The 26,514-nt window shown below is 43.6% G+C and carries 32 protein-coding genes; 13 read left to right on the top strand and 19 right to left on the bottom strand.

The window, feature by feature from the left end; all coding sequences use genetic code 11:
* Nucleotides 1-12: 12 nt before the first annotated feature.
* Together GLO7428_RS11770 and GLO7428_RS11765 are read right to left on the bottom strand one after the other, a co-directional pair.
* Nucleotides 13-1,194 carry a homocysteine biosynthesis protein gene (locus GLO7428_RS11770; protein ID WP_015188767.1) on the bottom strand — a complete coding sequence of 394 codons (1,182 nt, stop codon included), beginning with the start codon at nt 1,192-1,194 and terminating at the stop codon, nt 13-15.
* 82 nt (nt 1,195-1,276) lie between these two features.
* Complete coding sequence (locus tag GLO7428_RS11765) at nt 1,277-1,471, bottom strand: hypothetical protein (protein WP_015188766.1); 195 nt, start codon at nt 1,469-1,471, stop codon at nt 1,277-1,279.
* Nucleotides 1,472-1,891: 420 nt separating this feature from the next.
* Here GLO7428_RS11765 and GLO7428_RS11760 point away from each other — a divergent pair, with 420 nt between their 5' ends.
* The 6 genes from GLO7428_RS11760 to GLO7428_RS11735 all read left to right on the top strand — a co-directional run bounded on the left by GLO7428_RS11760 (nt 1,892) and on the right by GLO7428_RS11735 (nt 5,899).
* A complete protein-coding gene (locus tag GLO7428_RS11760) occupies nt 1,892-2,776 on the top strand; it encodes a M48 family metalloprotease (RefSeq protein ID WP_015188765.1) in 885 nt (294 codons plus the stop codon).
* 43 nt (nt 2,777-2,819) lie between these two features.
* A complete protein-coding gene (locus GLO7428_RS11755; protein WP_015188764.1) occupies nt 2,820-3,242 on the top strand; it encodes a hypothetical protein in 423 nt (140 codons plus the stop codon).
* A 357-nt stretch (nt 3,243-3,599) separates the two neighbouring features.
* Complete coding sequence (locus tag GLO7428_RS11750) at nt 3,600-3,980, top strand: rhodanese-like domain-containing protein (protein WP_015188763.1); 381 nt, start codon at nt 3,600-3,602, stop codon at nt 3,978-3,980.
* A gap of 303 nt (nt 3,981-4,283) precedes the next feature.
* On the top strand, nt 4,284-4,598 hold the full coding sequence (locus GLO7428_RS11745; RefSeq protein ID WP_015188762.1) for a carbon dioxide-concentrating mechanism protein CcmK: 315 nt from the start codon (nt 4,284-4,286) through the stop codon (nt 4,596-4,598).
* 45 nt (nt 4,599-4,643) lie between these two features.
* The gene (locus tag GLO7428_RS11740; protein WP_015188761.1) at nt 4,644-5,375 is read left to right on the top strand and encodes a TIGR04283 family arsenosugar biosynthesis glycosyltransferase; all 732 of its coding nucleotides are present in this window, start codon (nt 4,644-4,646) and stop codon (nt 5,373-5,375) included.
* Nucleotides 5,376-5,425: 50 nt separating this feature from the next.
* A complete protein-coding gene (locus GLO7428_RS11735; protein WP_015188760.1) occupies nt 5,426-5,899 on the top strand; it encodes an SH3 domain-containing protein in 474 nt (157 codons plus the stop codon).
* A gap of 51 nt (nt 5,900-5,950) precedes the next feature.
* On the opposite strand, the gene GLO7428_RS11730 is transcribed toward GLO7428_RS11735, so the two are convergent.
* The 3 genes from GLO7428_RS11730 to ftsH2 form a co-directional block, all read right to left on the bottom strand.
* Complete coding sequence (locus GLO7428_RS11730; protein ID WP_015188759.1) at nt 5,951-6,406, bottom strand: Fur family transcriptional regulator; 456 nt, start codon at nt 6,404-6,406, stop codon at nt 5,951-5,953.
* 219 nt (nt 6,407-6,625) lie between these two features.
* Nucleotides 6,626-7,867 carry an RNA polymerase sigma factor SigC gene (gene sigC / locus GLO7428_RS11725; RefSeq protein WP_015188758.1) on the bottom strand — a complete coding sequence of 414 codons (1,242 nt, stop codon included), beginning with the start codon at nt 7,865-7,867 and terminating at the stop codon, nt 6,626-6,628.
* Between the two features lie 477 nt (nt 7,868-8,344).
* Nucleotides 8,345-10,225, bottom strand: a complete 1,881-nt coding sequence (gene ftsH2 / locus GLO7428_RS11720) for an ATP-dependent zinc metalloprotease FtsH2 (RefSeq protein ID WP_015188757.1) — start codon at nt 10,223-10,225, stop codon at nt 8,345-8,347.
* 277 nt (nt 10,226-10,502) lie between these two features.
* Here ftsH2 and GLO7428_RS11715 point away from each other — a divergent pair, with 277 nt between their 5' ends.
* From GLO7428_RS11715 to GLO7428_RS11705, 3 genes are all read left to right on the top strand, one after another.
* Complete coding sequence (locus GLO7428_RS11715) at nt 10,503-11,216, top strand: SDR family oxidoreductase (protein ID WP_015188756.1); 714 nt, start codon at nt 10,503-10,505, stop codon at nt 11,214-11,216.
* 100 nt (nt 11,217-11,316) lie between these two features.
* On the top strand, nt 11,317-12,348 hold the full coding sequence (gene hppD / locus GLO7428_RS11710) for a 4-hydroxyphenylpyruvate dioxygenase (RefSeq protein ID WP_015188755.1): 1,032 nt from the start codon (nt 11,317-11,319) through the stop codon (nt 12,346-12,348).
* Nucleotides 12,349-12,453: 105 nt separating this feature from the next.
* The gene (locus GLO7428_RS11705) at nt 12,454-13,152 is read left to right on the top strand and encodes an HAD family hydrolase (RefSeq protein ID WP_015188754.1); all 699 of its coding nucleotides are present in this window, start codon (nt 12,454-12,456) and stop codon (nt 13,150-13,152) included.
* Nucleotides 13,153-13,196: 44 nt separating this feature from the next.
* On the opposite strand, the gene GLO7428_RS11700 is transcribed toward GLO7428_RS11705, so the two are convergent.
* Together GLO7428_RS11700 and GLO7428_RS29465 are read right to left on the bottom strand one after the other, a co-directional pair.
* Nucleotides 13,197-13,823 (bottom strand): CPP1-like family protein, encoded by a 627-nt coding sequence (locus GLO7428_RS11700; protein ID WP_015188753.1) that lies wholly within the window; start codon nt 13,821-13,823, stop codon nt 13,197-13,199.
* Nucleotides 13,824-14,012: 189 nt separating this feature from the next.
* On the bottom strand, nt 14,013-14,141 hold the full coding sequence (locus GLO7428_RS29465; RefSeq protein ID WP_255348405.1) for a hypothetical protein: 129 nt from the start codon (nt 14,139-14,141) through the stop codon (nt 14,013-14,015).
* Between GLO7428_RS29465 and GLO7428_RS11695 the strand changes: the two genes are divergently transcribed.
* On the top strand, nt 14,128-14,841 hold the full coding sequence (locus GLO7428_RS11695; protein WP_015188752.1) for a response regulator transcription factor: 714 nt from the start codon (nt 14,128-14,130) through the stop codon (nt 14,839-14,841). The genes GLO7428_RS29465 and GLO7428_RS11695 overlap by 14 nt on opposite strands.
* Before the next feature lie 136 nt (nt 14,842-14,977).
* Here the strand turns inward: GLO7428_RS11695 and GLO7428_RS11690 are convergent, their stop codons facing one another.
* Nucleotides 14,978-15,178 (bottom strand): DUF2811 domain-containing protein, encoded by a 201-nt coding sequence (locus GLO7428_RS11690; RefSeq protein ID WP_015188751.1) that lies wholly within the window; start codon nt 15,176-15,178, stop codon nt 14,978-14,980.
* Nucleotides 15,179-15,379: 201 nt separating this feature from the next.
* Here GLO7428_RS11690 and GLO7428_RS28470 point away from each other — a divergent pair, with 201 nt between their 5' ends.
* Nucleotides 15,380-15,580 (top strand): hypothetical protein, encoded by a 201-nt coding sequence (locus GLO7428_RS28470; protein WP_196797503.1) that lies wholly within the window; start codon nt 15,380-15,382, stop codon nt 15,578-15,580.
* A gap of 202 nt (nt 15,581-15,782) precedes the next feature.
* On the opposite strand, the gene GLO7428_RS11685 is transcribed toward GLO7428_RS28470, so the two are convergent.
* The 9 genes from GLO7428_RS11685 to GLO7428_RS11645 all read right to left on the bottom strand — a co-directional run bounded on the left by GLO7428_RS11685 (nt 15,783) and on the right by GLO7428_RS11645 (nt 22,891).
* Nucleotides 15,783-16,097 carry a DUF3082 domain-containing protein gene (locus tag GLO7428_RS11685; protein ID WP_015188750.1) on the bottom strand — a complete coding sequence of 105 codons (315 nt, stop codon included), beginning with the start codon at nt 16,095-16,097 and terminating at the stop codon, nt 15,783-15,785.
* 6 nt (nt 16,098-16,103) lie between these two features.
* On the bottom strand, nt 16,104-17,057 hold the full coding sequence (ispE, locus tag GLO7428_RS11680; RefSeq protein ID WP_041918611.1) for a 4-(cytidine 5'-diphospho)-2-C-methyl-D-erythritol kinase: 954 nt from the start codon (nt 17,055-17,057) through the stop codon (nt 16,104-16,106).
* 53 nt (nt 17,058-17,110) lie between these two features.
* Nucleotides 17,111-17,932 carry a 16S rRNA (adenine(1518)-N(6)/adenine(1519)-N(6))-dimethyltransferase RsmA gene (rsmA, locus tag GLO7428_RS11675; protein WP_015188748.1) on the bottom strand — a complete coding sequence of 274 codons (822 nt, stop codon included), beginning with the start codon at nt 17,930-17,932 and terminating at the stop codon, nt 17,111-17,113.
* Between the two features lie 127 nt (nt 17,933-18,059).
* The gene (locus GLO7428_RS11670) at nt 18,060-19,517 is read right to left on the bottom strand and encodes a hypothetical protein (protein ID WP_015188747.1); all 1,458 of its coding nucleotides are present in this window, start codon (nt 19,515-19,517) and stop codon (nt 18,060-18,062) included.
* Between the two features lie 168 nt (nt 19,518-19,685).
* Complete coding sequence (locus GLO7428_RS11665) at nt 19,686-20,711, bottom strand: NAD-dependent epimerase/dehydratase family protein (protein WP_015188746.1); 1,026 nt, start codon at nt 20,709-20,711, stop codon at nt 19,686-19,688.
* Entirely contained in the window at nt 20,708-21,301 is a 594-nt protein-coding gene (locus GLO7428_RS11660; RefSeq protein ID WP_015188745.1) for an ATP-dependent Clp protease proteolytic subunit, read from the bottom strand. The genes GLO7428_RS11665 and GLO7428_RS11660 overlap by 4 nt, the downstream gene beginning before the upstream one ends.
* Nucleotides 21,302-21,363: 62 nt before the next feature.
* Complete coding sequence (locus GLO7428_RS11655; protein ID WP_015188744.1) at nt 21,364-21,909, bottom strand: SRPBCC domain-containing protein; 546 nt, start codon at nt 21,907-21,909, stop codon at nt 21,364-21,366.
* Nucleotides 21,894-22,211, bottom strand: a complete 318-nt coding sequence (locus GLO7428_RS11650; protein ID WP_015188743.1) for a helix-turn-helix transcriptional regulator — start codon at nt 22,209-22,211, stop codon at nt 21,894-21,896. Before GLO7428_RS11650 ends, GLO7428_RS11655 begins: the two co-directional genes overlap by 16 nt.
* Nucleotides 22,212-22,276: 65 nt before the next feature.
* The gene (locus GLO7428_RS11645) at nt 22,277-22,891 is read right to left on the bottom strand and encodes a DNA-3-methyladenine glycosylase (RefSeq protein ID WP_015188742.1); all 615 of its coding nucleotides are present in this window, start codon (nt 22,889-22,891) and stop codon (nt 22,277-22,279) included.
* An 11-nt stretch (nt 22,892-22,902) separates the two neighbouring features.
* Between GLO7428_RS11645 and GLO7428_RS29460 the strand changes: the two genes are divergently transcribed.
* Together GLO7428_RS29460 and GLO7428_RS11635 are read left to right on the top strand one after the other, a co-directional pair.
* Entirely contained in the window at nt 22,903-23,025 is a 123-nt protein-coding gene (locus tag GLO7428_RS29460) for a hypothetical protein (RefSeq protein ID WP_015188741.1), read from the top strand.
* 104 nt (nt 23,026-23,129) lie between these two features.
* Nucleotides 23,130-24,779, top strand: coding sequence for an MBL fold metallo-hydrolase (locus GLO7428_RS11635; protein WP_015188740.1), 1,650 nt, complete (start codon nt 23,130-23,132; stop codon nt 24,777-24,779).
* Between the two features lie 65 nt (nt 24,780-24,844).
* Here GLO7428_RS11635 and GLO7428_RS11630 read toward each other — a convergent pair whose 3' ends face one another.
* Both GLO7428_RS11630 and GLO7428_RS11625 read right to left on the bottom strand, forming a co-directional pair.
* Nucleotides 24,845-25,153 (bottom strand): DUF6679 family protein, encoded by a 309-nt coding sequence (locus tag GLO7428_RS11630; RefSeq protein ID WP_015188739.1) that lies wholly within the window; start codon nt 25,151-25,153, stop codon nt 24,845-24,847.
* Nucleotides 25,154-25,617: 464 nt separating this feature from the next.
* Nucleotides 25,618-26,427 (bottom strand): Nif3-like dinuclear metal center hexameric protein, encoded by an 810-nt coding sequence (locus GLO7428_RS11625; RefSeq protein WP_015188738.1) that lies wholly within the window; start codon nt 26,425-26,427, stop codon nt 25,618-25,620.
* Nucleotides 26,428-26,514 lie beyond the last annotated feature (87 nt).

Genomic DNA, 26,514 nt, shown 5'->3' with positions numbered 1-26,514 from the left:
TTCACTCTCCCCTCACTCTAAGGCAACTTGTGCGCCCCAAATGTCTTGAGGAAGAAAAGACCGTTCTTTAGGAATGCGTGCAACTGGCTCAGTAAGCGTAAATTTTCCGGCTTCAATCCATTGTTTTAGGGTGATGGCAATTTGACGTGACAAAAACAGACTTGCTAGGGGAGCCGCGCGCACAGGCTTTCCTTCAATCATGATTCGTCCAGACTTAAGCTGTGCGTAGCTGACTAAACCAAACGTAGGACGCACGCGACGCGGAATTGAAAAGTCTACAATAGGCGCAACTAAGTCGTTGTCTTGAACTGCACAGTGGACAACGACTTCTTCGTTTAAAACTGGGATGGGGACTCCAACACCGAGCATAAGCGAAGGACCATAGCTTTTAAAATAGCAACCACGTACCCAACGAGCATCCATTTGTTTGGCATCGCCAATTAACGCTAAAGTTGCCGCAGGACCAATGGGGGTATCGTTCGGCAGCCGTTTTTGTAAAGGAAAGTGCTGTGTTCCTTCCCACGCAACATAGCCAATTCCGCCACCTAAGAAAATTCGCGTACCAATGCCAATTGTTTGTAAATTAGGGTCGTTGAATAATGGCGAAAGCGCACCAGGGTTAGAGTAAACTGCATTACTTAAACGCGGTTGTAGTGGACCTAGATATGTGTATAAGGGGCGATCGCCGCCATTGACACCAACAATAAAATTTTGATATAAATTTCGGGGATTAAATAAATAAAACTGGTTGATAGTATCGCGGGTAATTGTCGTTTCAAAGCTCGCACGCGGATAACAATCGGTGACTTGTCCTAAAGCACGTAGCTGAATCGGTAATCCTGCGATTAAGTCAGAAATAACATGACCCCCGCCTTTTTCTCGCGCTTCCTCGCCATCAACAGCTTCCACCGCTTGCGTTGCACCCAAATATAAATCAACTGCGCCAAAACCTGAATAAGCTGGAACACCATCGAGCCAACAGCGACGAATTTTAATCGGTGGGTCAGTGTGTCCTAAGTTAATAATTGCTCCGGAAGACTCCATCGGTTCAAAAGTGCCAGTCGTAATCACATCAACTTCCTGGGCTGCTTGAGTGCTACCCACGACTGCTACCCTTGCTTTTAATTCCTCAACTGTCAATACTTTGACACGCTGGTCGGCAATTTTTTGATTAATCTCAGCGATTGTACGCATAAAAAGCAAAATCTCGTGTTTCAGCGAGAGAATAAAATAACAAGAAGCTTAGGCAGATAGGAAGCAAAAGCGTGTCAGTTGCTTATTCAGAGTGATGTAACTGCTGATAATATCTTTGGTAAAGTGCGATCGCCATAGCGATACTCGGCAGTAAAACAATCATCAATGCATTGATTGACGTTGGTAAAAGTGGTAAATAAGCACCACCATACTTAATCAAAATTGATATGACAGCAGACAACAGAAGCACTTTAAAAATAAATCCAGTTTGATTCATGAATAACCATTTAAGCTATATTTGTGTAGAAGAAATGCGCGTATAAGCAATTAACGCCAACATACGGCTTGATGTTCTCTTACTTCGTGTAAGCTCTCGATTGATTCGAGGATAGCAGTTAATTGCAATTCAAGTTTAAAATTTTGTCTGCCCTATAATCAAATAAAATTGACGATCTAAAGCACTGTCGTGCAATAGAAAATCTCTGCATTCAATAAATATCTGTTACAAAAAATACTAAAAATCAAAACTAATGCTAACAAGTGCGCGATTAGTAGGCAAAACCGTACTTTCTGATTAGCGTTTTCTTCCTAAGGAATCTGAGTTTAGGTCGATACAATCAAAGTGCGACTTAAGTAATGCTGTATCTAAATACAGATTGCAATACAGTTACAGCATTATCAGGAGAGCAAACAGAATATGAAAAATCAATTAAGAACTGTCGCTTTATTGGGCTTGCTGAGTGGTTTACTCATTGCGATTAGCTATTGGGTAATCGGCGGCTTAGGAGGCGTCGTTATTGGAATCGCGCTAGCGGCGGTAACAAATTTAATGTCATGGTATCAATCAGATAAGATTGCTTTAGCAGCATATCGCGCACAACCTGTTAGCTTCAATCAAGCGCCAGAGTTATATCAAATGGTGCAACGATTGTGCGATCGCGCTAACTTACCCATGCCAGGAATTTATATTGTTCCTAGCCCTGCTGCGAATGCTTTTGCGACGGGGCGCGATCCAGAACACGCCGCAGTTGCAGTGACAGAAGGTATTTTACAGATATTGCCAAAAGATGAACTTGAAGGTGTCATTGCGCACGAACTTACCCACATTGCCAATCGTGACACTTTAACTCAAGCTGTCGCGGCTACGATTGGTGGCGCGATTTCGATGTTAGCGCAAATCGTGAGCTACAGCTTATGGTTTCCTTCTTCACGCGATGGTAATCGAGGTGCAAATCCACTCGGCTTACTCTTGACGATTTTTTTAGCCCCAATGGCTGCGACGGTTATTCAACTAGCTATCTCGCGCACGCGGGAGTTTGAAGCAGATGCAGGGGCTGCTAGAATTACACGCAATCCCAGAGCATTGGCGCGTGCTTTGCAACGCTTGGAAAGTACTGCGCGTCAGTTACCTATGAATGCCAACCCAGCGTTTGAACCATTGTTGATTGTAAATTCTATCTCTGGTCAATTCTTAGGCAATTTATTTTCTAGCCATCCACCCACCGAAACACGAATTCAACAGCTATTGAAGTTAGAACAAGAACTTCCGCAATCGCCTTCTGAACTTTCCTTTGGGCGATAATGCCAGAATTTTCCAGTCAACTTTAAAATTAGGAGCGACAACAATGACTACTGAACCTAACAACACTGATACTTCTGTAGAAGTTCAAATTATTCCGCAAACGACACAAATCTCTCCCCAAACCAACGATCTCGTCGAAGCTGAAATGGCTGGCGAGAGTGACGATCTCAAAAACGAAACTAAAGCTTTGATTGATGCGCTCAAAAAACGCGCCCAAGCCGAAGCTCAATCCGCAGGAACACTGACACGTGAGGCGTATCTCAACGCCGTACGTCGAGCGCGGGAAACGATTGAAGGAAATCAGCTGATTGAACGCGATCGCATCGAATACTCTTTTTCTTTGATTCAGAAGGAAGCAGAAAAGAATTGGAACTCCGTTGTTAAAGAAGTTGCTGAATTAGGCGATCGCTTAGCGGATGCTGCCAAAGCTGCTTGGGAGGTGCTGACGGCTCCTCGCCCGCGTTAATTTACAATATTTTCTCTTTCGAGAGTGCTGGAAACACTTATTTCCAGCACTTTTTTATTTCTGTTAGAAATGTTATGGCGATTAGCTTCTTTAAAAGCTTGAGCGCGCAATAGATTTACTCAATATACTTGTCCTAACCTGAACGCGTCTTGCTATACATATTTAAGGAATTACGTCATCTTAATTACCATTTGCGAAATCACTCGCTTCAAAAATATTTTTTTGAGAATTCGTACCAAAGAATGATGCAAATTTTTGCATTTTTTATATATGCCATTAAACAGATTTATACAAAACATTGCGAATTGTAAAAATAGTTGTTAGATTGCAAGAGAAGGGATCAAAAGTGACAAATCTATGCACAAATTTTTGGGAATTATTCCCATGCCACCACCCTTAAAAGCTCAATCACTTGTTTATGACTTGAAAACAAGGTTAGATTGGGGAGATCCAGCATTAACAATTATCGACGTGCGCGATCGCAATGAGTATAACTATAGTCACATTTTAGGAGCCATTCCCATACCACTCGCAGAGTTGACAGACCGGACTTTATCTACTCTAGAACTCACACGCGATATTTATATCTACGGCGAAACTGACGAGGAAACTGCACTAGCAGCGGATAAGTTGCGCGCCGTGGGATACCACAATGTCTCACAAATACGCGGTGGTGTTGCGGCTTGGAAAGCAGTTGGCTATCCTGTTGAATCTATCGTACAGATATTATCAATTTAGTGACTTTAGTTAGAGATTTTTTAAATTCAAGTTGTTAGTTTGCTGTAAGTTGACAGTTGCTTGATGAAGCAATCCCTAAGAAATTAATTCGACGTACTTGCTGCAATCAAATACTAAAAATAAGCAAGAATTTTCACAAAAGCAATTTGTACTCTTTACTACAAGACCTAAAACAGTTACGCTAGAAGCGCTCTAGCTTAATTTCGGTATGCTGGCAGTGTATTAAGTAGCAGCGATCGCTTTATGGTGCAAGTTGCTGCTTACAATGAGTGTCGTTGGTTCGCGCAGTTTAGGAGACAAAAAATGCCAGCAGCAGTTGGTATGGTTGAAGTTAAGGGACTTCCCCCTGCTTTAGCAGTAGCAGATGCCATGGTGAAAGCTGCTCGTGTAACCTTAGTTGGTTATGAAAAAGTTAGCAGTGCTCGATATACGATTATTGTCAGAGGGGATGTTGCGGAAGTACAAACCTCGGTTTCGGCGGGAGTTGATTCGGTTAGGCAAGTTAACACTGAAGAAGAGTTATTACTTTCCTATCATGTTATTGCTCGTCCTCACGAAAATGTCGAGACTGTATTGCCGATTGACTACAGACAATCCGTAGAGCAGTTCCGCGTTTAGCGATCAATAATTACACTTAAGCCTTGTCTGAGCCTGACAACTACGATGCCTGGTGTCTCAATCATCATACCTACTTTGAATGAAGGAAGTTGTTTAGAACGTACCTTACGCAACCTTAGGCTGTTAGAACCTCCGGCGCAGGAAGTGTTCGTTGTTGATGGTGGAAGCGAAGATCAAACAATTACCATTGCGCAACAAGCTGGCGTAAAAGTGATTTTTTCGCAGGGGCGGGGGCGATCGCTGCAAATGAATCAAGGTGCAGCCGCAGCGACAGGGGAAATCTTGTGTTTTTTACACGCTGATACTTTATTGCCTGATGATGCGATCGCCGTGATTGAGCAAACTCTAAAAGATCAGAGTATTGCTGGCGGTGGTTTTATTTCTTTGATGGTAGGAGAACATACAACACGTTGGGGAATTTCCTTACATAACTATCTCAAAACTTACTACGCTCCTCTAGTCTTTCGACCGCATCTTTTTTTTAAAGGACTGCGGTTACTTTTTGGCGATCAGGTTATGTTTTGTCGTCGCGCTGATTTTTGGACTTGTGGCGGTTTTGATAGCGAACTTCCTATTTTAGAAGAAGCTGATTTATGCTTGAAACTTGTGCGCTGTGGGCGATTGCGTCAAGTAAATCGTGTTGTTCAAAGTTCAGATAGACGAGTAGCGCGTTGGGGTTCGCTCAAGGCAACAGCAATTTATGTTTATATTGGTTTTTTGTGGGGCTTTGGTGTTTCCGCAGCTTATTTAAAGCAGTTTTATGAAGATGTTCGTTAGTCGTACGCAAGCGTAAAATCTAATTTAAAGGTTTAGACGGGGTGATTGTAATGCGCTGGAAGAATGTCAGTAAATTTTTACTCGGTATCAGTTTAGCTGCACTTATTTTGATTAGTGGTGGCGTAGCAGCAGCTTTGTACTTTCTGCATCGAGTAACAACACCTCCACCTAAACCAATTTTTGCCAATGATACCGCAGAAGTAAAAGCACGAGGCTCTTCTCCTACGGCGCCTACAGCTACAACGTCCTCGAATACTCAGTCGAATACCACGACAAATACAAGCCAAGACTCTTCCGCAACACTAGCCCCAGGAACATACAGGGCGCGAGTGACTTGGGCGCAAGGTTTGAGCGTACGCTCGGAACCCAATGCCGACGCGGAACGCATTGCTGGAGTAGGTTATAACGAAGAGATTACCGTTTTAGAAACAAGTTCTGATAACAGTTGGCAAAGAATCCGCTTAGAAAATAGCGAACAAGAAGGTTGGGTTAAAGCAGGTAACGTAGAAAGAATTGAAGAATAGTGAGTTGGCAAGTATTTGAGCAAAGTGTTTCTTCTTGTTCACTTTACGAATTTACAAAGGTAACAAAGCCCTCTGACAAGAAGGACATACCGCATGAATTGTCAATTGACAGTCTAGTAGGTGATATCCTTCCTTCTGAGCGGTTTTTGTCCCAATTTTTAAAATGGAATCGTTCTTAAACTCGATTGTTTTGTTGCAACGAACGCAAATTAGGTGATGATGGTGATAGGGGTATGGCTGGTTTAGCTCATAGTGCTTGTGTCCTTCGCCTAATTCTAATTCCCGGAGGATGCCCATCCGCGCCATTAGTTTTAGCGTCCGATAGATTGTAGATAAACTAATACCTTCTCCTTGAGCATCTAAGTGATGATACAAATCTTCAGCACTGAGATGTTCGCCCTTGGGAAGCTCTTGAAAAACGTGTAGAATAATTTCTCGCTGGGGAGTTAAACGCCAACCACGATCGTTGAGTTCCGCCTTGAGCGAGGTAGCTGTGTAAACAGTCATGGCAACCTTCTCAACAAAGCATATTTATTGATAATTATAAGAAAGATTCGCACTAATTGTCAACAAGACTGAACTATTGCAAATGATTTCCAATAGAAAGTTGCGAATACTTTAAACTCAACTAGACCTTTATAAAATTAGAAGATTTGTTGGGGCATGACATGTCATGCCCCAACAATGCCCCAACAACGCCCCAACAACGCCCCGACGAGGAACGCGTTAGCTTAAAGTCTCTAGATAGTCACGGACTTGGTTGCGGCGCTTGGGTTGGCGCAACTTCTGTAAAGCTTTAGATTCAATCTGACGTACGCGTTCGCGAGACAAATCTAAGGCGCGTCCAATCTCAGCTAGCGAGTAGGAATGACCATCTCCTAAGCCAAAGCGCATCAAAATCACATCACGTTCGCGATCGGTTAAATCCGCAAGTAAATGCTGTAAATCGCGCTGTAGAGCTTCTCGCATTAAGACTTCTTCTGGTGAAATACTGTCCGTCTCAAGTAGTTCTCCAAGTTCTGTATCTTTCTCCTTACCTACTTTGGTTTCTAAAGATACCGAGCGTGGGACACGCAAGAGAACTTCTCTAACTTGCGGTGGTGTCATTTCTAACTCCGCAGCAATATCGTCAATGGTTGGTGTACGGCCTTTTTCTTGCGAGATTTTACGTTGTGCCTTCTTGATTTTATTGAGTTTTTCTGTTATGTGGACAGGGAGGCGAATTGTTCGGCTTTGGGTAGCGATCGCGCGTGTAATACCCTGGCGAATCCACCAATACGCATAAGTGCTAAATCGATAACCTTTAGTAGGATCAAACTTATCTACGGCTCTTTCTAAACCAAGCGTTCCTTCTTGTACGAGATCGAGTAGCTCTAAACCGCGATTTTGATACTTTTTCGCAACTGACACAACTAGGCGTAAATTCGCCTTGATCATGTGTTCTTTGGCGCGGTTTCCTTCGCTTTGAATTTGCTCTAACTCTTGTACAGTTAAGCCGGTAATTTCAGCCCAACGCCGTTTACCTTTAATAAGCAAGGGTTTGAGTTCTGCGACCTCTATGCCAGCGCTAGTCGCCCAACGCTCCAAAGAAGGGCGATGTCCTAGTTCAGATGTTAAGCGCTCTTGAACCGCCATAAGTTGTTCGTAGGGAACCATAATTTCGTCCCCGTTTTTTGCTGCTTTTGCGCGCAGTTCTACCAAGCGTATGTAGCGTTGCACTTTTTGAGCTTCGGAAACTTCTTCGTCTCGCCCTAAAAGATGCACTCGACCAATTTCTTGTAGATATAAACGTACTAAATCGGTCGTGCGACGATTAACGTTTGGCTGCGAGTTAGCAGCATCGTTAGACTCCATATCGAAGTCGATTAGATCTCCCTCAATTAGATCAGCTTCATTAGGCTCATGCTGAAAATCTTGAGAGGATTGCTCTTCGTAAGCTGTGTAGGCGTAAAAAGATGTTGCTGGCATAGGGGTCGTTTCAATCGCTCCAGGTGATTATTAGGGTGCGTAGCTACTTCCTGTTGCTATTGTTCCCGCTATCTAAGATGGAATAACAGGTTTGAGAGTTCCATTAACTAAATCTTTAAGTAGTTATTTTGTGTTCTTTTTGTTACTAGTAATATGTGTTTAAACTTGTATATCCAAGAAAACGTGGTCAAATAACCTTAGATTTAGTATAAAAAAGAACAAATTTATACGTAAAACTAGCAAATTTGTAGCTATTTTAGACAATGAATTATAAAAGTATTGCAGGCAAAATAGCTGTGACCTCAGTCAAAGGATAAATTAATCTACAACTGTGCTATGTCGATTTCCTGAGGATCGCGCTCAGTTCTTGTGCAGCGAAGCATGGTTGATAGGAGTTTTGCATACTAAACAAAAAAAGGGACAACATATACAACAACGTCGTCCCTGTTGATTATTTAATTGTGAGCGAACTACCTACTATGCTGTAACAGATTGCTTGTCAGGCACATCAGTATACTCAGCAACAATCTGGCGGAACTCTTCGCCATCGATCGTTTCTTTCTCGATGAGTAGATCGACTAAGCGATCGACAACGACACGATTCTCGCGGATGATCTTTTTGGCGTTTTCGTAACACTCTTCCACAATGGTGCGGACTTGAGCATCGATTCTTGAGGCGATCGCTTCGGAGTATTCGGAGCGAGTCATCCAATCACGACCTAAAAAGACTTCTCCACTTTGGCTTTCTAACGACAGTGGTCCTAGCTCAGACATACCAAAGCGAGTGACCATCTGACGCGCCATTGCACTAATTTGCTGTAAGTCGCCACCTGCGCCCGTGGTAATTTCTGCCGCGCCAAAGATAATATCTTCAGCGGCTCTACCACCTAATGCACCAGTGATTCTTGCTTTTAGCTGTGCGCGCGAGATTAATCCTTGGTCTTCACTCGGAGTAAACCATGTTAGTCCTTGTGCTTGTCCGCGCGGAATCAGCGTGACCTTCTGTACGGGGTCGTGGTCTTTAAGTACAGTACCGATTAAAGCGTGACCGATTTCATGGTAAGCAATTAAGCGCTTGCTCTTGCTATCTACGAGTGGTGTCCCTTCCATTCCCGCGACAACGCGGTCGATCGCATCATCAATCTCTAACAATGTAATCGCTTCTTTGCGTCGTCGTGCGGTCAAAATTGCCGCTTCGTTGAGCAAGTTCGCTAAATCGGCTCCGGTAAATCCTGGCGTCCGCCGTGCAATGGCATCTAAGGACACATTCGGGTCAAGCTTTTTATTTCGTGCATGGACTTTGAGAATTTCTTGACGTCCTTTAACATCGGGAGCATCGACAATGACTTGACGGTCAAATCTGCCAGGGCGCAGTAATGCTGCATCAAGAACATCAGGGCGGTTCGTCGCGGCGATAATAATGATTCCTGTGTTGCCTTCAAAGCCGTCCATCTCAGTAAGTAACTGATTGAGTGTTTGTTCGCGCTCGTCATTACCACCGCCGATTCCCGCGCCGCGTTGTCTTCCTACCGCGTCGATTTCATCGATGAAGATCAAGCATGGCGCGTTGTCTTTGGCTTTTTTGAATAAGTCGCGGACGCGCGAAGCACCGACACCAACAAACATTTCGACGAATTCACTTCCTGAGATGCTGAAGAATGGAACTCCGGCTTCACCCGCGATCGCTTTTGCCAAAAGTGTTTTTCCAGTTCCTGGAGGTCCAACTAATAATGCGCCTTTGGGAATGCGCGCACCTACAGCGGTAAAGCGTTCGGGTTGCTTAAGGAACGTGACAACTTCTTGAAGTTCTTCTTTTGCTTCTTCAATACCAGCAACATCATCAAACTTCACACCCGTCTTGGCTTCCATCTGAAATCGGGCGCGGGATTTACCAAAGTTCATTGCTTGTCCTGGTCCACCAGGAATATTGCTCGAACGTCGGAACAAGAAGAACAAACCACCGATTAACAAAATGGGGAAGATTAAGTTACCGAGTAGTCCCCAAATCGCTCCATCATTACGAAGTGGATGCGAATCGAAGCTGATGTTGGCATCTCTGAGCTTAGAAATCAGTTCAGGAGCGTTATAAGGTAAATCTACCCGTAGACGTTGGATGCGGTTGTCTAATTCTGGGTCAACAGCTTCGACAATGGCGGTGCGACCACCTTCATATAGGTCTACACTCGTAACACGACCAGAATCTAGGTAATCTAAGAAGCGACCGTAGGTCATGCGGGTACTGGCTGTGTTCTTGCTCATGTCTGTAGGTGCGGAAGCAAACGCTCCTTGCCAAAAGAAGAAGCCAATTACTAGCGCAGGCAATGTCCACAGTAAGAGTACTCTCCAAGAAAGTTTCATCAGTTAGTTGCCTTTTGATGCATATACAACAGTTCAGCTTTTCTACTATCGGGTGCTGTACCCTTTAAAAATAGAGCTTTTAAGTGATATTTTTAACTTTTTTACCGCTGATCCCCAGTTCTGAGATGCGGTTAAAGCCAATTGCAATCTTAATTAAATGTAACGTAATTTTAATTCTTTGGACTAGACTGCGGAAGTATGATGCTTCACTTGCGCTGGAGATCGATGTTTTGCGCCAGTATGATAAAAACAGGTGTAAAGAAATGTAAAGGCGTGTATGCAAAATAAAGTTGTTGTCGTTGTTGGTGCGACTGGGGGTATTGGTTCAGCCTTAAGCCATAAACTGGCGCGTCAAGGAGCACAGTTAGTACTAGCAGCAAGAGATAGTCACAAACTATCGCAGCTAGTGAATCAACTTGATGCAGGTGCGGGGCAAACTTTAGCGGTACCTACAGATATTACAGATTGGCAACAAGTCGATATCTTAATGGAGAAAACTATTGCGCAGTTTGGTCAAATCGATGCTTTGGTCAATGCTGCGGGTGCGGGGGTGATGAAGCCGTATGGAAACTTGGAACCGGCTGATTTAGAAGCGATGCTTGATGTCAACCTCAAAGGGAGCTTTTATACGAGTCAAGCCGCCGCTGAATTAATGCAAGAGCGGAAATCAGGACATATTTGTAATGTTGTCGGCATTTTAGGCAAGCATTCGATGCCGATGGCGGCGGCGTATTGTGCTTCTAAGTATGCCGTTGTTGGGTTTAGCAAGTGCATGGCGGAAGAGTTAAAGCGATTTGGAGTAAAATTCACGTTATTCTACTTTGGTGGTGTAAATTCTCCATTTTGGGATAACGTACAGTTAAAGCTAGATCGCAAAAAAATGCTGAGTACGGAAACGGCTGCGGAGGCGATTTTGTACGCACTGTCAGCTGATCCGCAAGCTGTCCCAATGGAAATTAACATTCAGCCCGATAGTCATTTGTTCTTCTAATCAATGAAGGAGGATTCTTGCTTAAGAGTGACCTGCAAATCCAGCAAAATTAGGCAAAATTTACACACAGGTAAGCTGTTGTGCTGGATTTTTGGAGGATATGAGGATCGATCGCGTTCATTTTTACGTACAAGATGCCCAAGCATCGTGTAACTGGTTTGTTCAACATTTAGGCTTTCAATCAGTCGCGCGTGGCGTTAGCGAACACACTCGCACGGAAGTCGTCAAAAGTGGCTCCGTGTGTTTTGTACTATCTTCGCCACTGACGCCCCAAAGCCCTGTCGCCTTCTATTTACAGCAGCATCCGCCTGGTGTTGCTGATGTATCGTTTAATGTTGAAGATCTTGACGTTGTATTGCAGCGGGCGATCGCCTACGGTGCGAAAGTTTTGCAACCTATTGAACACGACAATAAAATTAGAACTGCCAAAATTGCGGGTTGGGGATCGCTATCACATACTTTGATTGAGCATTCAGGGTACGATGACCTTTCTTTACCAACTGAAAAATTGCGATCGCCTTTGAGCTTTACGGGTATCGATCACATTGTTCTCAATGTAGGCGCAGGCGATTTAGAGCGGGCAGTTACTTGGTACCAAAACACTTTGGGTTTTCAAACGAAGCAGTCATTTAACATTCAAACTGAGCGATCGGGTTTGTATAGCCAAGTTTTAGTGTCGCGCGATCGCCAAGTGCAACTACCCATCAACGAACCCGCCTCCGCTAATTCTCAAATTCAAGAATTTTTGGATGTCAATCGCGGCCCTGGAATTCAACACATTGCTTTACAAACAGCCAACATTGTGCCGAGTGTGGCAAAATTTCGCGAGTGGGGACTGTCGTTTCTTCCGGTTCCTCCGAGTTATTACACTCAGCTTCAAGAACGCTATAAACTTCCTTTATCTATGGAGGAACTTCAGGAAATTGCGCAGCAACAAATTTTGGTTGATTGGCAAGATGCTAGTCCTGATGCCTTGCTACTCCAAATTTTTACGCAACCAATTTTTGGCGAACCCACTTTTTTCTTTGAGCTAATCGAGCGCCGACTACAAGCGCCTGGATTCGGTGAAGGTAACTTTCGAGCGTTGTTTGAAGCAATTGAACGCGAACAAATCAAACGCGGCAGTATGTAAAAAGTGCTGTTAGATTAGTAATCTTAAACATAGAGATTAAATATTTAAAACACGATTGTACCAAATATTAGCTAACGTGTAAATAAAGTTTACACTATTTGCTAAATGTTAAGACTTATTACCGATTTTGACGGTCCTATTATTGATGTATCAGAAAGATACTATCAAGTTTACAAACTCTGCTTGGAGAAGACGCGACGTCGAGATCAGCAAGTAAAACAACTTACTAAAGCCGAATTTTGGAAGTTAAAACGAGCGCGGATTTCAGAGAAGAAAATCGGGATGATTTCCGGTTTAGATGAATTACAGGCGCAAGAATTCGCGCAGTTACGACGCGAAACTGTCCATACTCAGCCTTATTTTGAGTACGATCGCCTTGCTTCTGGTGCTATCACCGCTTTAGAAGAAGTTCAACGCGCTGGGATAGATTTGGCAGTAATGACAATGCGGCGCGTCCGCGAGCTAGAATTCGCGTTTGAACAGCACGATCTCGGTCGATTTTTCCCAAAAAATCGGTGTTATTGCTTAAGTAACGATTACGTTAAGACGCGCGATGTTGATGATAAACCATTACTAATGGAGCGCGCACTTGTTGAGTTACCACCTGCTTATGAAACATGGATGGTGGGAGATACCGAAGCTGATATTGTGACTGCTAAAAAGCATGGAGTCAAAGTTATGGCGGTATTGTGCGGTATTCGCGATCGCACGCAATTGGAAAAGTACGAGCCTGACTTAATCGTTAATAACTTGCAAGAAGCCGTAGATATCTTGTTGTATGAGTTTCTACCACAAGTTGGTTAATCGCAATGGGGTTCAGGGAATTTGATTCCTGAACCCCACTATTTTTAGCGGAGGAAGCTACTGATTATCCACAGTAGAACAAAAGTCAGCACCGTAGAAAATTGTTCTACTGATACTCCTATACTGCTCACCTGGGGCAAGAGTATGCTGCCGAGTATTCCGCCTGCAATAAGTCCGATAATGAGACCCATCGCAGTTAGCAGCACGGCTCTACCGAACTTTTTCTCTTTACGGTATAAAAAGAAGAAACTCGCTCCCACACCAGCTATCAAGGCGAGTTGTAGGCCTTGAATGCTTGCTGCTGTAGCAAGAATACTTAAAGCACTTAATCCTAGAAATACAGTACCTGGCACTACGATATCCGTTGGGCTTGGCTGGTCGAGCAGCCGTTGTACCCACTCAGGCGACTTCTTAGTAGGCGCTGGTTTTTCTTGAGGAGGTGTTTGTGAAAGTCGTTCGGCAAACCGGATACCTTCAGGCACTTTAATTTTACCTTCTTGACGCATCCGCAGCCGTTCCATCAGAATTGCATCGTAAGCAGCTTCGACTACTTCTAGATGCTTAGAGTCGCCACTGTACTGTTGTAGCAGGCGATTGCGAGCCTCTTGAATTTCATCGAACGTAGCGTCTTCGGTTACCCCAAGCTTTTCGTAGTAATTTTGATCGCCCATGTTGACTTAATCGCAGGAGCAGCCAGTGGAGGGAACATTTAGGTCGTGTCGGTCGAGTTAACTACCAACAAACGATTACCAATACTCAATTTAGCACAACCTGAATCCGAGTTAGGGAAACGATGAATAATTTATCAATGCGTCATTTACATTAAGAAGCAATAGTAGAATTGCGGAAGACGCTTGGCATTAATGGCTTATAAGCTGATAATTGTTTAAGCATTGTAGTTCTTGTTGCCGAATCGCGCGATCGCGTTCTTTGCGTACCTGAAGTTCCTTTTGTTTGTTGTACAAAGTGATGACTATGGCTCTTGCCAAGATTCTTGTCGTTGATGACGATCCTGCCATCCGTAATTTAATCCAACGCTTTTTATCAAGCAAGAACTATCAGGTGGAGTCTGCCGAAGATGGCAAGACTGCACTTGCGGCTTTTGAGCAATTTAATCCTGACTTAGTGATTCTCGACGTCAATTTACCGGATGTCCTTGGCTATACACTTTGCCAAGATATGCAAAATCGCACTAAAGTTTTTGTTTTGATGCTGACGAGTCGGGCGGATGAAGCCGATAAAATTCGGGGATTTGCTCAAGGTGCGGATGATTATCTTACTAAGCCCTTTAGCTTGGGTGAATTAGAAGTGAGAGTTGCTGCTATTTTGAAGCGTCAGCGAGTTGTCACAGCGGCAGAAAAACAGCGCTTGACGTTTGAAAAGCTGGTGATCGATCCCGAACGGAGAGAAGTGACACTCAATAACCAACTCATTCCTTTAACTGCGCTAGAGTTCGACTTGTTGCGTTTTTTAGCGAGCCATCCAGGGCGGGTTTGGCGGCGTGCGGAACTGATTCAAGAAGTTTGGGATTACGACTACGTAGGCGATCAAAGAGTTGTCGATGTGCATATTGGTCAAATTCGCAAGAAAATTGAAATTGATGCGACTCAACCAATTTTGATTCAGACTGTTCGTGGTGTAGGTTATAAGTTCGAGGCTCCGAATCTACCAGAGCAGAGTAATTCTTAATATCTTGCCTATATATTTACATATCTAGCGGCTGCCGTATTCTTATTTTCAGGGAAGGCAGCCGCGATTTATTGTATGCAGTTGTCGCTTGAAATTCGCAATGCTAAAGACGGCTAGGCACTAAGATACACTTGCTCTAGCCACAGTGATGAAATAAGCTTTCGAGATATACTCTAGCCGCACGGCGATCGCCGTTGCCATTTTGGAGCAAAAACAGCGATAGCGCAGCCGTGAATACACGGTCTTGATCCCAGGTGGGATGACTTTCTAAGTAGCTTTTGAGTGATTCGTGTAGTTCTTCAGGAATTTCGGTCAGGATACTAACTGTCGCGTTCATCGAGGATCTCCCTAAGTAAAGGTAAAGAGTGAAAATGACTTGCAGTGGCTGGGATACGGTGCAACTTTGGTTTTCCCCACCGCTGGAGCGTTGTTGGGTTAGGTGCATTATTGTCCGGCAAGAATCACTGTCCCGTCAATGCTGCGAAATGTTACAAGAGACTTTATGTAAAAAAAATATTTACGTAAAAATCAGCTTTTGATGCGATTTTTTATTACATATCTTTACATGATATCCGTGTTGTTTGAGGATACAGCAACCGCACACAAAATCCACAGATCATCTATCAAACGATTATTTAACGTCACTGCCTGTGGAAAACTTGCGTACATCTGTGGAAAAACTGCGATTAACCTGTGGAAACGGTGGGGAATGTGTGGGGAAAAGTTGCGACAAAAATAAGAATTGCAAAGAATTTAGAGTTATGAAGGCAGAGGGCAGAAGTATGAACGCAGACGGCTGTGTATTTAGAGATGCATAGTACAAAAAATACACGTTATTTAGAGACAGCAAACTATCAAGGCACGAGGATTTTCTGGAAAATAAAAGCCTCCTGCCCTATACCTTTCTTGAGTAAAATCCCAACTGATGTGGTGTACCTAAGTTAACTAGGTGAACTTTTTTTTGTAGCTTGTTGAATTAGGAGTTGAATCGCCAAACCGATTAAGCCTAAGGCGACTAGACCAAAGATTCCAGTTCCTAACGCCGTGATTCCGACTACTAAAGTACGAACAGCGGAGGCGATATTAATAACAGCCGGATTATCAGAATGAATCGGTTTGGCGGCAAACGTTTGGGCGATCGCACTTGTTAGCGAGTAAAGCGCAATTGCAAGTCCTCCAGAAATGAGAGATCCTGTTAAGCAACGCAGCGGGGTGGGAGTCGTGTTTGTTGTTTCAGTCTTATCTTGGTTATTCATCGTTTTTTACTTAGCACTAGTGGCGACTTGAATACCTGTACTACATGTTTGCGCTAACCACAATTCCAAATCTGGGTCGGGAATTGCCTTTCTGACATACTGCTGCACTTGTTGTGCTTGTTCATGCGACTCGCACAAAGCAAATACTGTAGGACCTGAACCAGACATCATTGCGCCTAATCCTCCAGCTTCTTGAAACACTTGGCGTAGCTGTGCGACTTGGGGGTATTCTGGTAACACGACACGCTCTAAATCATTGTGGAGTTTTTCTGCGATTTGCACGCCATCTTTACGAGCGATCGCTTTGACGATTGGTCCTGAGTGGACAGCAGCGGCGCGTGAGGTTAGGCTGTGGGTATCGGTTAGGTAAGAATCGCCAAATTGCTGTCGATAAGTTTGGTAAGCCCATGCGGTGGAAACGGCAAGACTGCGATATTTTCCTAAAACAACGTAGAGATTATCTAGGTTGGGTAATTGTGACAGTTCGTTACCTCTACCTGTGGCGATCGCGGTTCCACCTGCAATACAAAAGGGAACATCTGAACCTAGTTTTCCTGCAAGTTCTTCGAGTTCAGATTGCGTGAGTCCTAGTTCCCATAATAAATCGATTCCGACTAATACCGCAGCGGCGTTTGTCGAGCCGCCAGCCAATCCAGCGGCGACAGGAATTTCTTTATTAATCGTAATGTCCACACCACCATATTGCGCAAAAGCATCGGGAAATTGGTTTGCCATCAATGCTGCGGCTTTGTACGCTAAGTTGCTTTTATCGGTGGGAACTTGAGGATGTTCGCAGCGGACGCGGATTGTGTCGGTACTTGCAGCGCGGATATCGATTTGATCGGCGAGACTGATGCTTTGGAGGACCATCGCCAATTCGTGATATCCATCGGGGCGATCGCCGATGATTTCTAAATATAAGTTAATTTTGGCGGGGGCAATGAGTGAGTAGGAATGCATTTTTTGGGGACGAACCACTAAGGGCACAAAGGACGCGAAGGAAGGATTTTAGGTTAGTAGGATGATGATTCTAGTTGATTACTTAGGGATATCCATTGTGTAACGCTGAGGTCTTCGGCACGGGCTTGGGGGTTGATTTCTAAATTTTCTAGTAATTTGGTGAGGCGATCGCGTTCGATGATTGCTTTCAAATTATTTCGTAACATTTTGCGTTTTGCGGCAAAACCGAGTTGGACTAGCGTTTCTAGATGATGTGGATTGAGTGGGGGTAATTGTAATTGTCGCGGACGCAAGCGAACAACAGCAGAATCAACTTTTGGTGGTGGATAAAAGCTTTTGGCGTTGACGTGATAGATGAATTCGCATTCGGCTAAGTATTGGACGCGAACGGAGAGTGCGCCGAAGGTTTTTGACCCTGGTTTGGCGTATAGGCGATCGGCGACTTCTTTTTGAACGAGGAGTACGATCAAGTCGAAGGGTTGAGGATTGGGGTTAGCGATTGTTCCGAGTAATTTTTCGAGTATTGGTCCTGTAATGTTGTAGGGAATATTCGCAACGACTTTGTTGGGCGATTGAAAGTTCGGGAAAGAAGTTAATAAAGAGGGTAAATCTAGTTCGAGAAAATCGCCTTGTAGGAGTAAGAAGTTTTCGGTGTTTCCCAGCTTTTTAGCTAATAATTCGCACAAATCAAGGTCAATTTCTACGGCGACAACTGATTCAGCTAGCGGTAGCAGGCGACGAGTTAATACTCCTGTTCCAGGACCGATTTCGAGGATGCGATCGCGTTTTGTGATTTCTGCGGCGGCGACGATTTGGTTGAGGGCTTTTTCATTTTTGAGCCAATGCTGCGCAAAGACCCTGCGCGGTTTTACCATCTACAATTCTCTTTATTATTGACTTTTTGGTCTTCTTGCTAATACTGTTTCTTAGTTTTTGCTTACTTTTTTATCTTGATATTTGCTAATTTGCTTATTGACTTTATGTTTAATATATGGTTTAGAACTAGCCTAGCAGTTTACCCAGTTGGTGTTTGATCAGTAATTCCCGCAAAGATTTCACTTCAGCTTTGAGAACAGCATTTTCGACTTCTAACTCATCTACTCTTGCTTTCAGTGCTTCTTGAGTATTCGCTTTTTGAATGACAATTTCTTTGTAAATTTCTAAGTTTGTGTCCTCATTAATCCATCTTTGATACGTCTTCGTATGCTCCTGTACAGTATGACCCATATAATCAGCCATAGTTTTTATGGGAATACGCAAGCGATGTCCGCGCAAAGCATAGGCGTGGCGCAGATCGTAAGGTTTAAAATTTAAATGCGCTGTTCTAAATCGAATGTGAATTTTAGCAGTTTGATTATTTAAAGTTCCTCCGGTATTGGGGAACTTGATGTTTTTTAAATCAAATAACTCAACCCACTGCGGATGTAACGGTGGAATTCCACACGTACGTTCGCCTGTTTTTGTACCACCTGTAAGACTAGGATCAAGTGTGACTAGATGAAATATATTAGATGGGGTTGTGAAAGCTTCAAGGTCTATCGCAAATAATTCATGAGGTCTTAAACCGTAGGTAGCTAACATTCCGTATACCCATTGCCACTGTCGGGGTTGCGTTAAATTTTCCTTGCTGGCGTAGGGTGATAGCGGAGTTCCTATTGTACCAAAACCTTGAATAATTTCCTCATCGGTAGGAATTTTACGAATACTCGGTGATGGTTGGGGTGTCGTATATGAAGTAATAAGTTTATTACCATCAACACCGCAAAAATCACAAAACTTTTTGAGTTGCCAAGCCAAATAAAATCTTGTTGAAGTGTTGGGTGGAACTTTCGCTAAAGCTTGTTCTAAAGCATTTTGAGTTAAGGGAACATCTTGAGGAAGTTTTTTGAGATATCTCAAATAATGCGTCTCCCAAGTACGGATTCCTTGGCGATTTTTCTCATGAGTTTTCCAAAATTCTCGCTCGTATTCTTGAATGAGTTCGCAAATTGGCTTGGCGGTATCATATGGTAAGGTAATTTTTTGTGCTTGCTTACCTAAGAGTTCTGGTGTCCACTGAAATTGCTTTGTCATCAACAGGAGATCCAATTCCCGTGCTTTAGCGACAGCCGTTTTGACACCCGCATCACTCGCAGGAAACCCTAGTGAAATTGTGTACTGCTTATTGGAACTTCCATGTTTACCCACATCACCAGGTTTACAGGGGAAAGTTCCTTGCAAACCGATCGATTTAGCGGTCGTTAGCTTGAGTTTAACTTTGACTCGATCGATACTTAATGCTGTGTTTGCTTGGGCGATCGCATACTTGATCCTGAGATACTCGCGTTCGATTTTCGCCGCCTCATCCTTTGGGTTATTCGGTTTCCACTGCTTCCAGTCAGATGGTTTCCATTCGTCTATAGGAATACCATTCCATTCGGCTTGACGCGGATCGTAAAAGTTAGATTGCTGGCTTGGCATAAATCGATTGATTGCAGTTGCTTATGTTTTACCAGACTGCATCAAGATTACAATATTATCCTGGATGAGTTGCGATCGCATTTGTACTATAGCTATCTCAACACAAAAAAACCTCTTAATCTCTTTACTCTGTGTTCTCTGCGTCGCTGTGGTTCGTTTAAGATTGCCCTAGCTCAATCGAGTTAAAATCTCATCCTCAGTAGCATAATCTAACAATTCTAACCCTGTCCATTGGGGCATTTCTTGCGGTGGGTTACTGCGTTCCCAATCAATCGTTTGTTTCAGCGCTTCTTCTGGCGATACAACTTCGCTGTAACCAAGTTCTTGACGAATTCGTGTTGTATCAGCAAACCAATGTTGTTCGGTATTAAAAGGTAAATTCCAATCTGCTGGTAAATAGTGTTGGGGAATAGATATAACTTTACCTTGCCATCCAGCAGCTTTCCCAATTTGATTGAGGCGTTCGGCTTCAGAGACTTGTAAATCTGCCACATGGTAGATGCGTTTTGTGGCTTGGGGATTTGTCACTGTTAGTGCGATCGCTAGCGCTACATTCTCCACGTATCCATAACAACCGCGCCATTGCGCAAACTTTTCTGGTAATAAAATTGCCGGACGGTTTTCATCCATTCGCTTGAGATAAGGAAACAAGCGGTGTAATGGATCTTTTGCTCCGTATACCATTGGTAAGCGGATGATTGTAGCAGGTAAATCAGCATCACCCATCACAACTCGTTCCACCAAGATTTTGTCGTAATCCGCCGGAGCGTTGAGCGCTCTTTGTGGCATATCCTTAAAAGGATAGAATTGCTGACGTAGTGGCGAATCTTCGGTAAGTGGTATGGGAATAATATCTGATTCTTTACCTAAGAGTACGTTATAAGCACGATACACATCCATGCTACTAATTGCAACAATACGCTGGGCAATACCTTTAAATGCCTTCATTGTTGTCAGCGCATCTTGCTCAGTATAGAGAATCATGTCTAAAACGACATCGGGTGAAAGTTGCTCAAACTGAGTTTTTCCCTCAATAATTTGAGCACGATCGCCTTTAATTTCCTTTACTCCTAACGGTAATTCAGCTAAAGTTTTTCCCCGATGAAATACAGTTACTTCATGACCCATTGCATGAAGCCGACGTACTACTTCTGGACCAATAAAATTGGTTCCTCCTATAACTAAAATTTTCATAGTTTTGTTATAATGCTGTCGATTAAACCGTAGTTTTTTGCTTCTTCAGCATTCAGGAATAAAGTTCTACTTAAATCAATTTCAATCTGCTGCTGAGTTTTTCCAGTATTTTCAGCAAGAATTTGATTCAGGGTTTGGTTAAGGTATAAAATCTCTTGAGCAGCTAACTCAACATCAACTGCTTTTCCTTCAACATTTCCTGACGATTGCTGTAATCTAATTCGGGCGTGTGGTAAAGCATATCTTTTGCCCTTAGTTCCAGAAGAAAGTAGGAAGGCACCCATCGCAGCAGCAGTACCAACACAAACGGTAGTAATATCGCTACGAAGTTGTTTCATTGCATCGTAAACAGTTATTGCCGCAGGTGCTGAACTACCATCAGAGTTGATAAATAAAGAAATATCTTTTTCTGGATTTTCAGCATCAAGAAACAGTAATTGTGCAATAATTAAGTTAGCAATTTCCTCAGTCAATTCACCTTTCAAAAACACAATTCGCTCGGAAAGCAACCGCGAATAAATATCAAATGGTTGCTCTTGTTGAGGAAAAGATTGAATAACTGGAATGCTTAGTGGTATGGGAGTAGTCATAGCAATTATATGGTAATACTTTCTTGGTTTTTTCTTTGTGTACTTTGCGCCTTTGTGGTTTATTAAGTACCCAAAGAAGTGCTTTCAATAGGTGCTTCAGAAGCCAAAACTTCTACAAATTTGTGATGAAGCAAATATTCCCACTTACCATTGAAATAAGAATTGAGTAGAATACTTCCTAATTGTTTAGGTTCCGAAACGCGATCGCTTACTACAATTGGATGTGTTAACTGTGCTTGCCAAGATTGAGATTGACGTGCAGGTATACTGATAGCGATCGCATCCTGCTGATATCCGCGATGTTCTAAATGCAGTTGTGTACCGCCGTCAACAGGTGTTAGCGTCCAAGTTACTATTGAGCGAGATTCCATCAAGTTATCTTGCCAAGAATAAGCGAGTTCGTAGGGTTCTTTCAGTTTCAGTACTTCGCAGTGAATAACCTCGTTTAATCCTGGTAGTTGTGACTGAAAGCAAAACTTGTGTCCTAAACAGGGTTCAAAGTTGTTTTCCATCAACCACTTTGCTAATGTTTGACGATTTGCGATCGCCCTCCATACTTTCTCTGGCGGATACGGATAGAAAACTTCCATCTTTACGACTCGGAACATGACTCCTCCAGATATTCACCGAGGTTATCGAGTTTCACTTGCCAAAACTGTTCGTAATGCGAAACCCAATTTTGCACTTGTTGTAATGGTTCGGGATTAAGTTGATAGATTCGCTGACGCCCTAAGCGCCGTTGCGTGACTAAACCCGCCTCACACAAAATCTGTAAATGCTGCGAAATTGCTGGTAAAGACATCGCAAAAGGTTCTGCAAGCTGCTTTACAGGTTGTTCTCCATCCCGCAGGCGATCTAAAATTGCTCGACGTGTCGGATCGGCAATCGCATAAAAAATATCTCCTCGCATGAAAGTTGCAAATACTTAAGTAAATGCTTAACTGTTTTTAGAATATATAAGTAATCGCTTAAATGTCAAGTTTTAGAAACCGCAGGACAATTTTTGATATACCACCGCCACGGTAAATCAACTCCTTGCGTAATTCCAATGCGCGTCGTTTGCACAAAGCTGGTAATTTGACAATCAAGCTGTTGTTGAAATTCTAGGGTTCGATGTTCTAACCACAGTGGTTCACTCGGTTGGAGGAGTACAGCATTTAAGCTGCGATCAATCTGTAACGCTAGGCACAATTTACCAGGTCCAGCCGCGATTCGGTGCGGTTTTGGAAATGATACTTCTGCTGGGAATTCGAGTTGTAAAGCACGAATTAAAACTGCACTCGGAACGCCATCCGCATCAGTGACGACGTTGAAACAATGGTAGATTCCATAGATAAGATAAACATAACTTCTTCCAGCAGGTCCAAAGAGTACCGCATTGCGTTCGGTGCGTCGCCGGTACGCATGAAACGCCGGATCGCCGACAGCATAAGCTTCGGTTTCGACAATTAAACCTCGTAGGGTTTGTCCATCGGGTAATTTGCGGACAAGCGTACAGCCGAGTAGATCGGGTGCAACTTCAGTAGATGGACGCTCGAACCAAGAAGGCTCTACAATCTGATTGAGTGTCGTTGAATTTACGCAATTCATGGGGTAGCGAGATGGATGTCAAACTAATTCTTGTTGGATTAACAGTCATTTTTACTGTGTCGTGCTTATTCTTTGGTACGAAAAACGGCTTTTATGACACAGATAATTATCACGGTAACGGTTCTGCACACTAAATGAACCGCGATCGCACAGAGTTAAATCAGGGGTGAGTTAAATCAAAATTCAATCTATCTATTCCCTAGCTTTTAGCCTGCACTGGGTTTGAGTGGAGGTGTGTATGAGCAATCGGATACCTACAGCCTCCCGTCACGTTGGCGAAACAAGTTCCGAATTAGAGTGTTTCCCGTACAGCGTTCATCATGCTGATGAAGGCGTGTGTTTATTAGTACGGATGGGACCTTATCGCATTTTACTCGACTGTGGCATTGAAGACGTTTCTATCCTCAAAAAAGGGAAGCGATCGCCGCCAGCCGATATAGTTTTGTGTAGTCATGCGCATCCAGATCACGCACAGGGATTACTGGCATTACATCAGGCTTTTCCTTCATTACCCATCTACGCTAGCGAAGCCACAACGCAATTATTACCTCTTAACTGGTTAGAGGCAAGTCAAACGCAGTTTTGTCAAGCATTACCGTGGCGATCGCCTGTAGAATTTCAAGATGGTTTGAGTGCGGAGTTGTTTCCGGCGGGACATTTACCAGGCGCAGCCGCGATTTTATTGACGTACACCACACCACAGCGGACGTATACGTTACTCTACACAGGAGACTTTTTTTTATCGAATTCGCGCTTAGTCGAAGGAATGCCACTAGAGGAGTTGCGCGGATTAAAGCCTGATGTCTTAATTATTGAAGGAAGCTACGGAACAGCACGCCATCCGCATCGGCGATCGCAAGAAAATCAACTTGCTGAACGCATTAATCGGGCGATCGCTCAAGGTTATTGTGTGTTAATGCCAACGCCAACGCTGGGAATTGGGCAAGAAATTCTCATGTTACTGCGGAGTCATCACAGTTTTACTGGTCGCGATTTAGATATTTGGGTTGATGGGATGGTCGCTACTGGCTGCGATGCTTACCTAGAAATGCTACCGCAACTCCCCGCGTCAGTCCAAAACTTTGCACGTCATCAACCGTTATTCTGGGATGAACGCGTACGCCCCCGAATGCGCAGGTTAACAGCACAACAGCGCGCTGAGGTAGGAAAATCGCCTTGTATTGTGATTACTGATGAAAGTGCAGATTTACAACAATATTGCCAGCCCGAAACGGGTCCTTGGTTGATTCTCTTTCCAGAAAAACCAGGGCGTTTACTTCCTCATCCTCAGTCTTTACCAGAATTAGCACCTCAACCCTCAACTACCGTAGAAACGTATTTACTCGCACAACATAGCGATGGTCCTGGAATTACGCAACTGATTCACAATCTACGACCACAGCACGTTATTTTTGTTCATGGTTCGCCAGCTTATTTAGCAGATCTCACCAGCTTAGATGAGTTACAAAATCGCTACCATTTGCATTCGCCTGCGAGTGGTACAGCGGTGGATTTACCAGTCGGCGATACGTTTATCCAACCAGCCGCGCCAGAAACTAATTATGAAGGTGAACTGAATGAGTTGGGGACGGTAATTACAATTACGCTACCAGAATCAATTATTGCCGATCCCCGCTGGCGCGTTTTTGCGGATACCGGATTAGTTGAAGCCCGTTGGCAAGGCGAAGAATTAGTCATTCGCGGCTTGTCACAGCGGGAGTTACTGAATCAAACAAGCGATCGCCTCATCGCTAACGAAGTCAGTTGCTGCGCTACTTGTAAATTTCAACGCGGACAGCGATGCTGGAATCAAGCATCTCCTTTGTTCGGGTTTAAGGTGACACCAGAAGGTTACTGTCCTGTCTATGAACGTAGTAGTGAAGAATAAGTTGTAAGTTGAGAAAGTAAGAAACTTTTATATTTCCTACTTTCTCTTTTCTAGCCAATAGCCAATTAATCGGGATTCGAGTCGGTGTAACGACGAATGCGTTCTGCTTCGGGACAATCCTCGGAAACTAAAGGTTCAGCGTTACCGCGTGGTACTGAAGCTAACTTTTGTGTCACAGCACCAATGCTTTCGAGACGAACCATTTCTTCCCAAGAGCAAACTTCGTCTTCTTCTTCTGTTTCATAACGCAGGGTAACTAAATCACCTTCAATGTCGATGATGCGGGCGCGTTCTATCCAGCGTTGCTGGTCCCGCAAGAAAACGCATACTTCACGCCCGTCGCCACACAGTTGATAAATCTTGCGGTGTAGCATCTATCGCTTCTGCCCTTTTACAACGTAAGTTAAATCTGTACATAGTTCTGGGGTGTAATCCCAGTTAAATACTGCTCAGAGTGAACAATTTTCACTTTTAGTAATATGCGGCAATCTTGCCAGCAACTTTTATTGTTTTTAGTTTCATGTGCCTCCTGAGTCGCTAGCTAGATGGTTGCTACTGAGCTTGGAATGTTTGCTTCGCAGCATTGTTTAAAGATTAGGTTTTAGTGTACAGCAATTAGGCGTTTGCCTCGATCAAGCCGATGTTTGCCATTGACTAGAACTTTGTCTCTCATGAGCGAAACATACACATTTTTACCGTAAATTCGGTAATTTTTGTTACCACTTTGTATTTAAGTGATATCAGTTCGAGTCGAGGGACTCGCGTAGCTTGATCCTAATGTAAATGATCTTAACTCATTGTTTTGCGATACTTCATCTTTTTCTAGCAAAATTATTAGTTAATATTTACCGTAAAATTGCCGAAAATCTTCATCTTTTTGGCTTAATTGTACCCACTCAAGGCTTAAATTTTGCAATTTTGCGACAAGTTGGGCGCAAGCAGGGCGTTCAGTCGCGTAATGTCCGGCGTCGATGAGAATTAAACCGCGATCGCGACTTTCCTGGAATTGATGAAATTTACAGTCCGATGTCAAATAAGCTGCTGCACCAGTTTTCACCACATCTGAGATAAAGCTTGCTCCCGAACCGCCTAAAACCGCTACGCGTTCAATTGTTTGCTCTCGATTTGCTTCCGGAGAGAAAATCAAATCGGGTGGTTGTAGCTGAGTGTAAATCTTGGTGAGGAGTTCTTGTAAAGTTAAAGGTGGTTCTAAATCTCCCACACGACCGTAGCCTAACCCTGGCTGGGTTTCTACGATGGGTGTAGCGTGCTTAAGTTCTAACACCTGCGCTAGCACATCCGCTGTACCATCAGCGACTTGGTCAAAATTGGTATGCGCGGTGTAAACTCCGATTTGATGGCGAAACGCCAAGCGTGTCATCTCGGCGATCGCATCTCCGGTTTGCAAAGATTTAACTGGTTTAAAAATCAAAGGATGGTGCGCAAAAATCAGGTTAACAGGAGTTCCTGCATTTTGAAGTGCGATCGCTTCATGCATTACCGCAAGCGTAGGAGTCAAACATACAAGCACCCGTGCTGATTCTTCCAACACTCCAGGTTCAATCTGCCAACCGCAATTATCCCAGCTTTCTTGCCAAGCCGGATTCGCCCATGCTTCAAACCAAGCGATTAGTTCCGCAATTTTCATATGCTACTCAATATCAGTCTTGCTAATTGGCTTTTCCCATTACCAATTACCATTACCAACCTACACAGACATCATAATTCGTCAACC

It is taken from the genome of Gloeocapsa sp. PCC 7428, assembly GCF_000317555.1.
Taxonomy (GTDB): domain Bacteria; phylum Cyanobacteriota; class Cyanobacteriia; order Cyanobacteriales; family Chroococcidiopsidaceae; genus Chroogloeocystis.
Note: the sequence above shows the minus strand (reverse complement) of the source record. Positions and strands in the feature narration are given on the sequence as shown.

Bases quoted from the DNA above. Each gene is read 5' to 3' on its own strand.
- GLO7428_RS11770 (WP_015188767.1), bottom strand. From the start codon at position 1,194: ATGCGTACAATCGCTGAGATTAATCAAAAAATTGCCGACCAGCGTGTC.
- GLO7428_RS11765 (WP_015188766.1), bottom strand. From the start codon at position 1,471: ATGAATCAAACTGGATTTATTTTTAAAGTGCTTCTGTTGTCTGCTGTC.
- GLO7428_RS11760 (WP_015188765.1), top strand. From the start codon at position 1,892: ATGAAAAATCAATTAAGAACTGTCGCTTTATTGGGCTTGCTGAGTGGT.
- GLO7428_RS11755 (WP_015188764.1), top strand. From the start codon at position 2,820: ATGACTACTGAACCTAACAACACTGATACTTCTGTAGAAGTTCAAATT.
- GLO7428_RS11750 (WP_015188763.1), top strand. From the start codon at position 3,600: ATGCACAAATTTTTGGGAATTATTCCCATGCCACCACCCTTAAAAGCT.
- GLO7428_RS11745 (WP_015188762.1), top strand. From the start codon at position 4,284: ATGCCAGCAGCAGTTGGTATGGTTGAAGTTAAGGGACTTCCCCCTGCT.
- GLO7428_RS11740 (WP_015188761.1), top strand. From the start codon at position 4,644: ATGCCTGGTGTCTCAATCATCATACCTACTTTGAATGAAGGAAGTTGT.
- GLO7428_RS11735 (WP_015188760.1), top strand. From the start codon at position 5,426: ATGCGCTGGAAGAATGTCAGTAAATTTTTACTCGGTATCAGTTTAGCT.
- GLO7428_RS11730 (WP_015188759.1), bottom strand. From the start codon at position 6,406: ATGACTGTTTACACAGCTACCTCGCTCAAGGCGGAACTCAACGATCGT.
- sigC (WP_015188758.1), bottom strand. From the start codon at position 7,867: ATGCCAGCAACATCTTTTTACGCCTACACAGCTTACGAAGAGCAATCC.
- ftsH2 (WP_015188757.1), bottom strand. From the start codon at position 10,225: ATGAAACTTTCTTGGAGAGTACTCTTACTGTGGACATTGCCTGCGCTA.
- GLO7428_RS11715 (WP_015188756.1), top strand. From the start codon at position 10,503: ATGCAAAATAAAGTTGTTGTCGTTGTTGGTGCGACTGGGGGTATTGGT.
- hppD (WP_015188755.1), top strand. From the start codon at position 11,317: ATGAGGATCGATCGCGTTCATTTTTACGTACAAGATGCCCAAGCATCG.
- GLO7428_RS11705 (WP_015188754.1), top strand. From the start codon at position 12,454: ATGTTAAGACTTATTACCGATTTTGACGGTCCTATTATTGATGTATCA.
- GLO7428_RS11700 (WP_015188753.1), bottom strand. From the start codon at position 13,823: ATGGGCGATCAAAATTACTACGAAAAGCTTGGGGTAACCGAAGACGCT.
- GLO7428_RS11695 (WP_015188752.1), top strand. From the start codon at position 14,128: ATGGCTCTTGCCAAGATTCTTGTCGTTGATGACGATCCTGCCATCCGT.
- GLO7428_RS11690 (WP_015188751.1), bottom strand. From the start codon at position 15,178: ATGAACGCGACAGTTAGTATCCTGACCGAAATTCCTGAAGAACTACAC.
- GLO7428_RS28470 (WP_196797503.1), top strand. From the start codon at position 15,380: ATGCGATTTTTTATTACATATCTTTACATGATATCCGTGTTGTTTGAG.
- GLO7428_RS11685 (WP_015188750.1), bottom strand. From the start codon at position 16,097: ATGAATAACCAAGATAAGACTGAAACAACAAACACGACTCCCACCCCG.
- ispE (WP_041918611.1), bottom strand. From the start codon at position 17,057: ATGCATTCCTACTCACTCATTGCCCCCGCCAAAATTAACTTATATTTA.
- rsmA (WP_015188748.1), bottom strand. From the start codon at position 17,932: ATGGTAAAACCGCGCAGGGTCTTTGCGCAGCATTGGCTCAAAAATGAA.
- GLO7428_RS11670 (WP_015188747.1), bottom strand. From the start codon at position 19,517: ATGCCAAGCCAGCAATCTAACTTTTACGATCCGCGTCAAGCCGAATGG.
- GLO7428_RS11665 (WP_015188746.1), bottom strand. From the start codon at position 20,711: ATGAAAATTTTAGTTATAGGAGGAACCAATTTTATTGGTCCAGAAGTA.
- GLO7428_RS11660 (WP_015188745.1), bottom strand. From the start codon at position 21,301: ATGACTACTCCCATACCACTAAGCATTCCAGTTATTCAATCTTTTCCT.
- GLO7428_RS11655 (WP_015188744.1), bottom strand. From the start codon at position 21,909: ATGTTCCGAGTCGTAAAGATGGAAGTTTTCTATCCGTATCCGCCAGAG.
- GLO7428_RS11650 (WP_015188743.1), bottom strand. From the start codon at position 22,211: ATGCGAGGAGATATTTTTTATGCGATTGCCGATCCGACACGTCGAGCA.
- GLO7428_RS11645 (WP_015188742.1), bottom strand. From the start codon at position 22,891: ATGAATTGCGTAAATTCAACGACACTCAATCAGATTGTAGAGCCTTCT.
- GLO7428_RS29460 (WP_015188741.1), top strand. From the start codon at position 22,903: ATGGATGTCAAACTAATTCTTGTTGGATTAACAGTCATTTTTACTGTG.
- GLO7428_RS11635 (WP_015188740.1), top strand. From the start codon at position 23,130: ATGAGCAATCGGATACCTACAGCCTCCCGTCACGTTGGCGAAACAAGT.
- GLO7428_RS11630 (WP_015188739.1), bottom strand. From the start codon at position 25,153: ATGCTACACCGCAAGATTTATCAACTGTGTGGCGACGGGCGTGAAGTA.
- GLO7428_RS11625 (WP_015188738.1), bottom strand. From the start codon at position 26,427: ATGAAAATTGCGGAACTAATCGCTTGGTTTGAAGCATGGGCGAATCCG.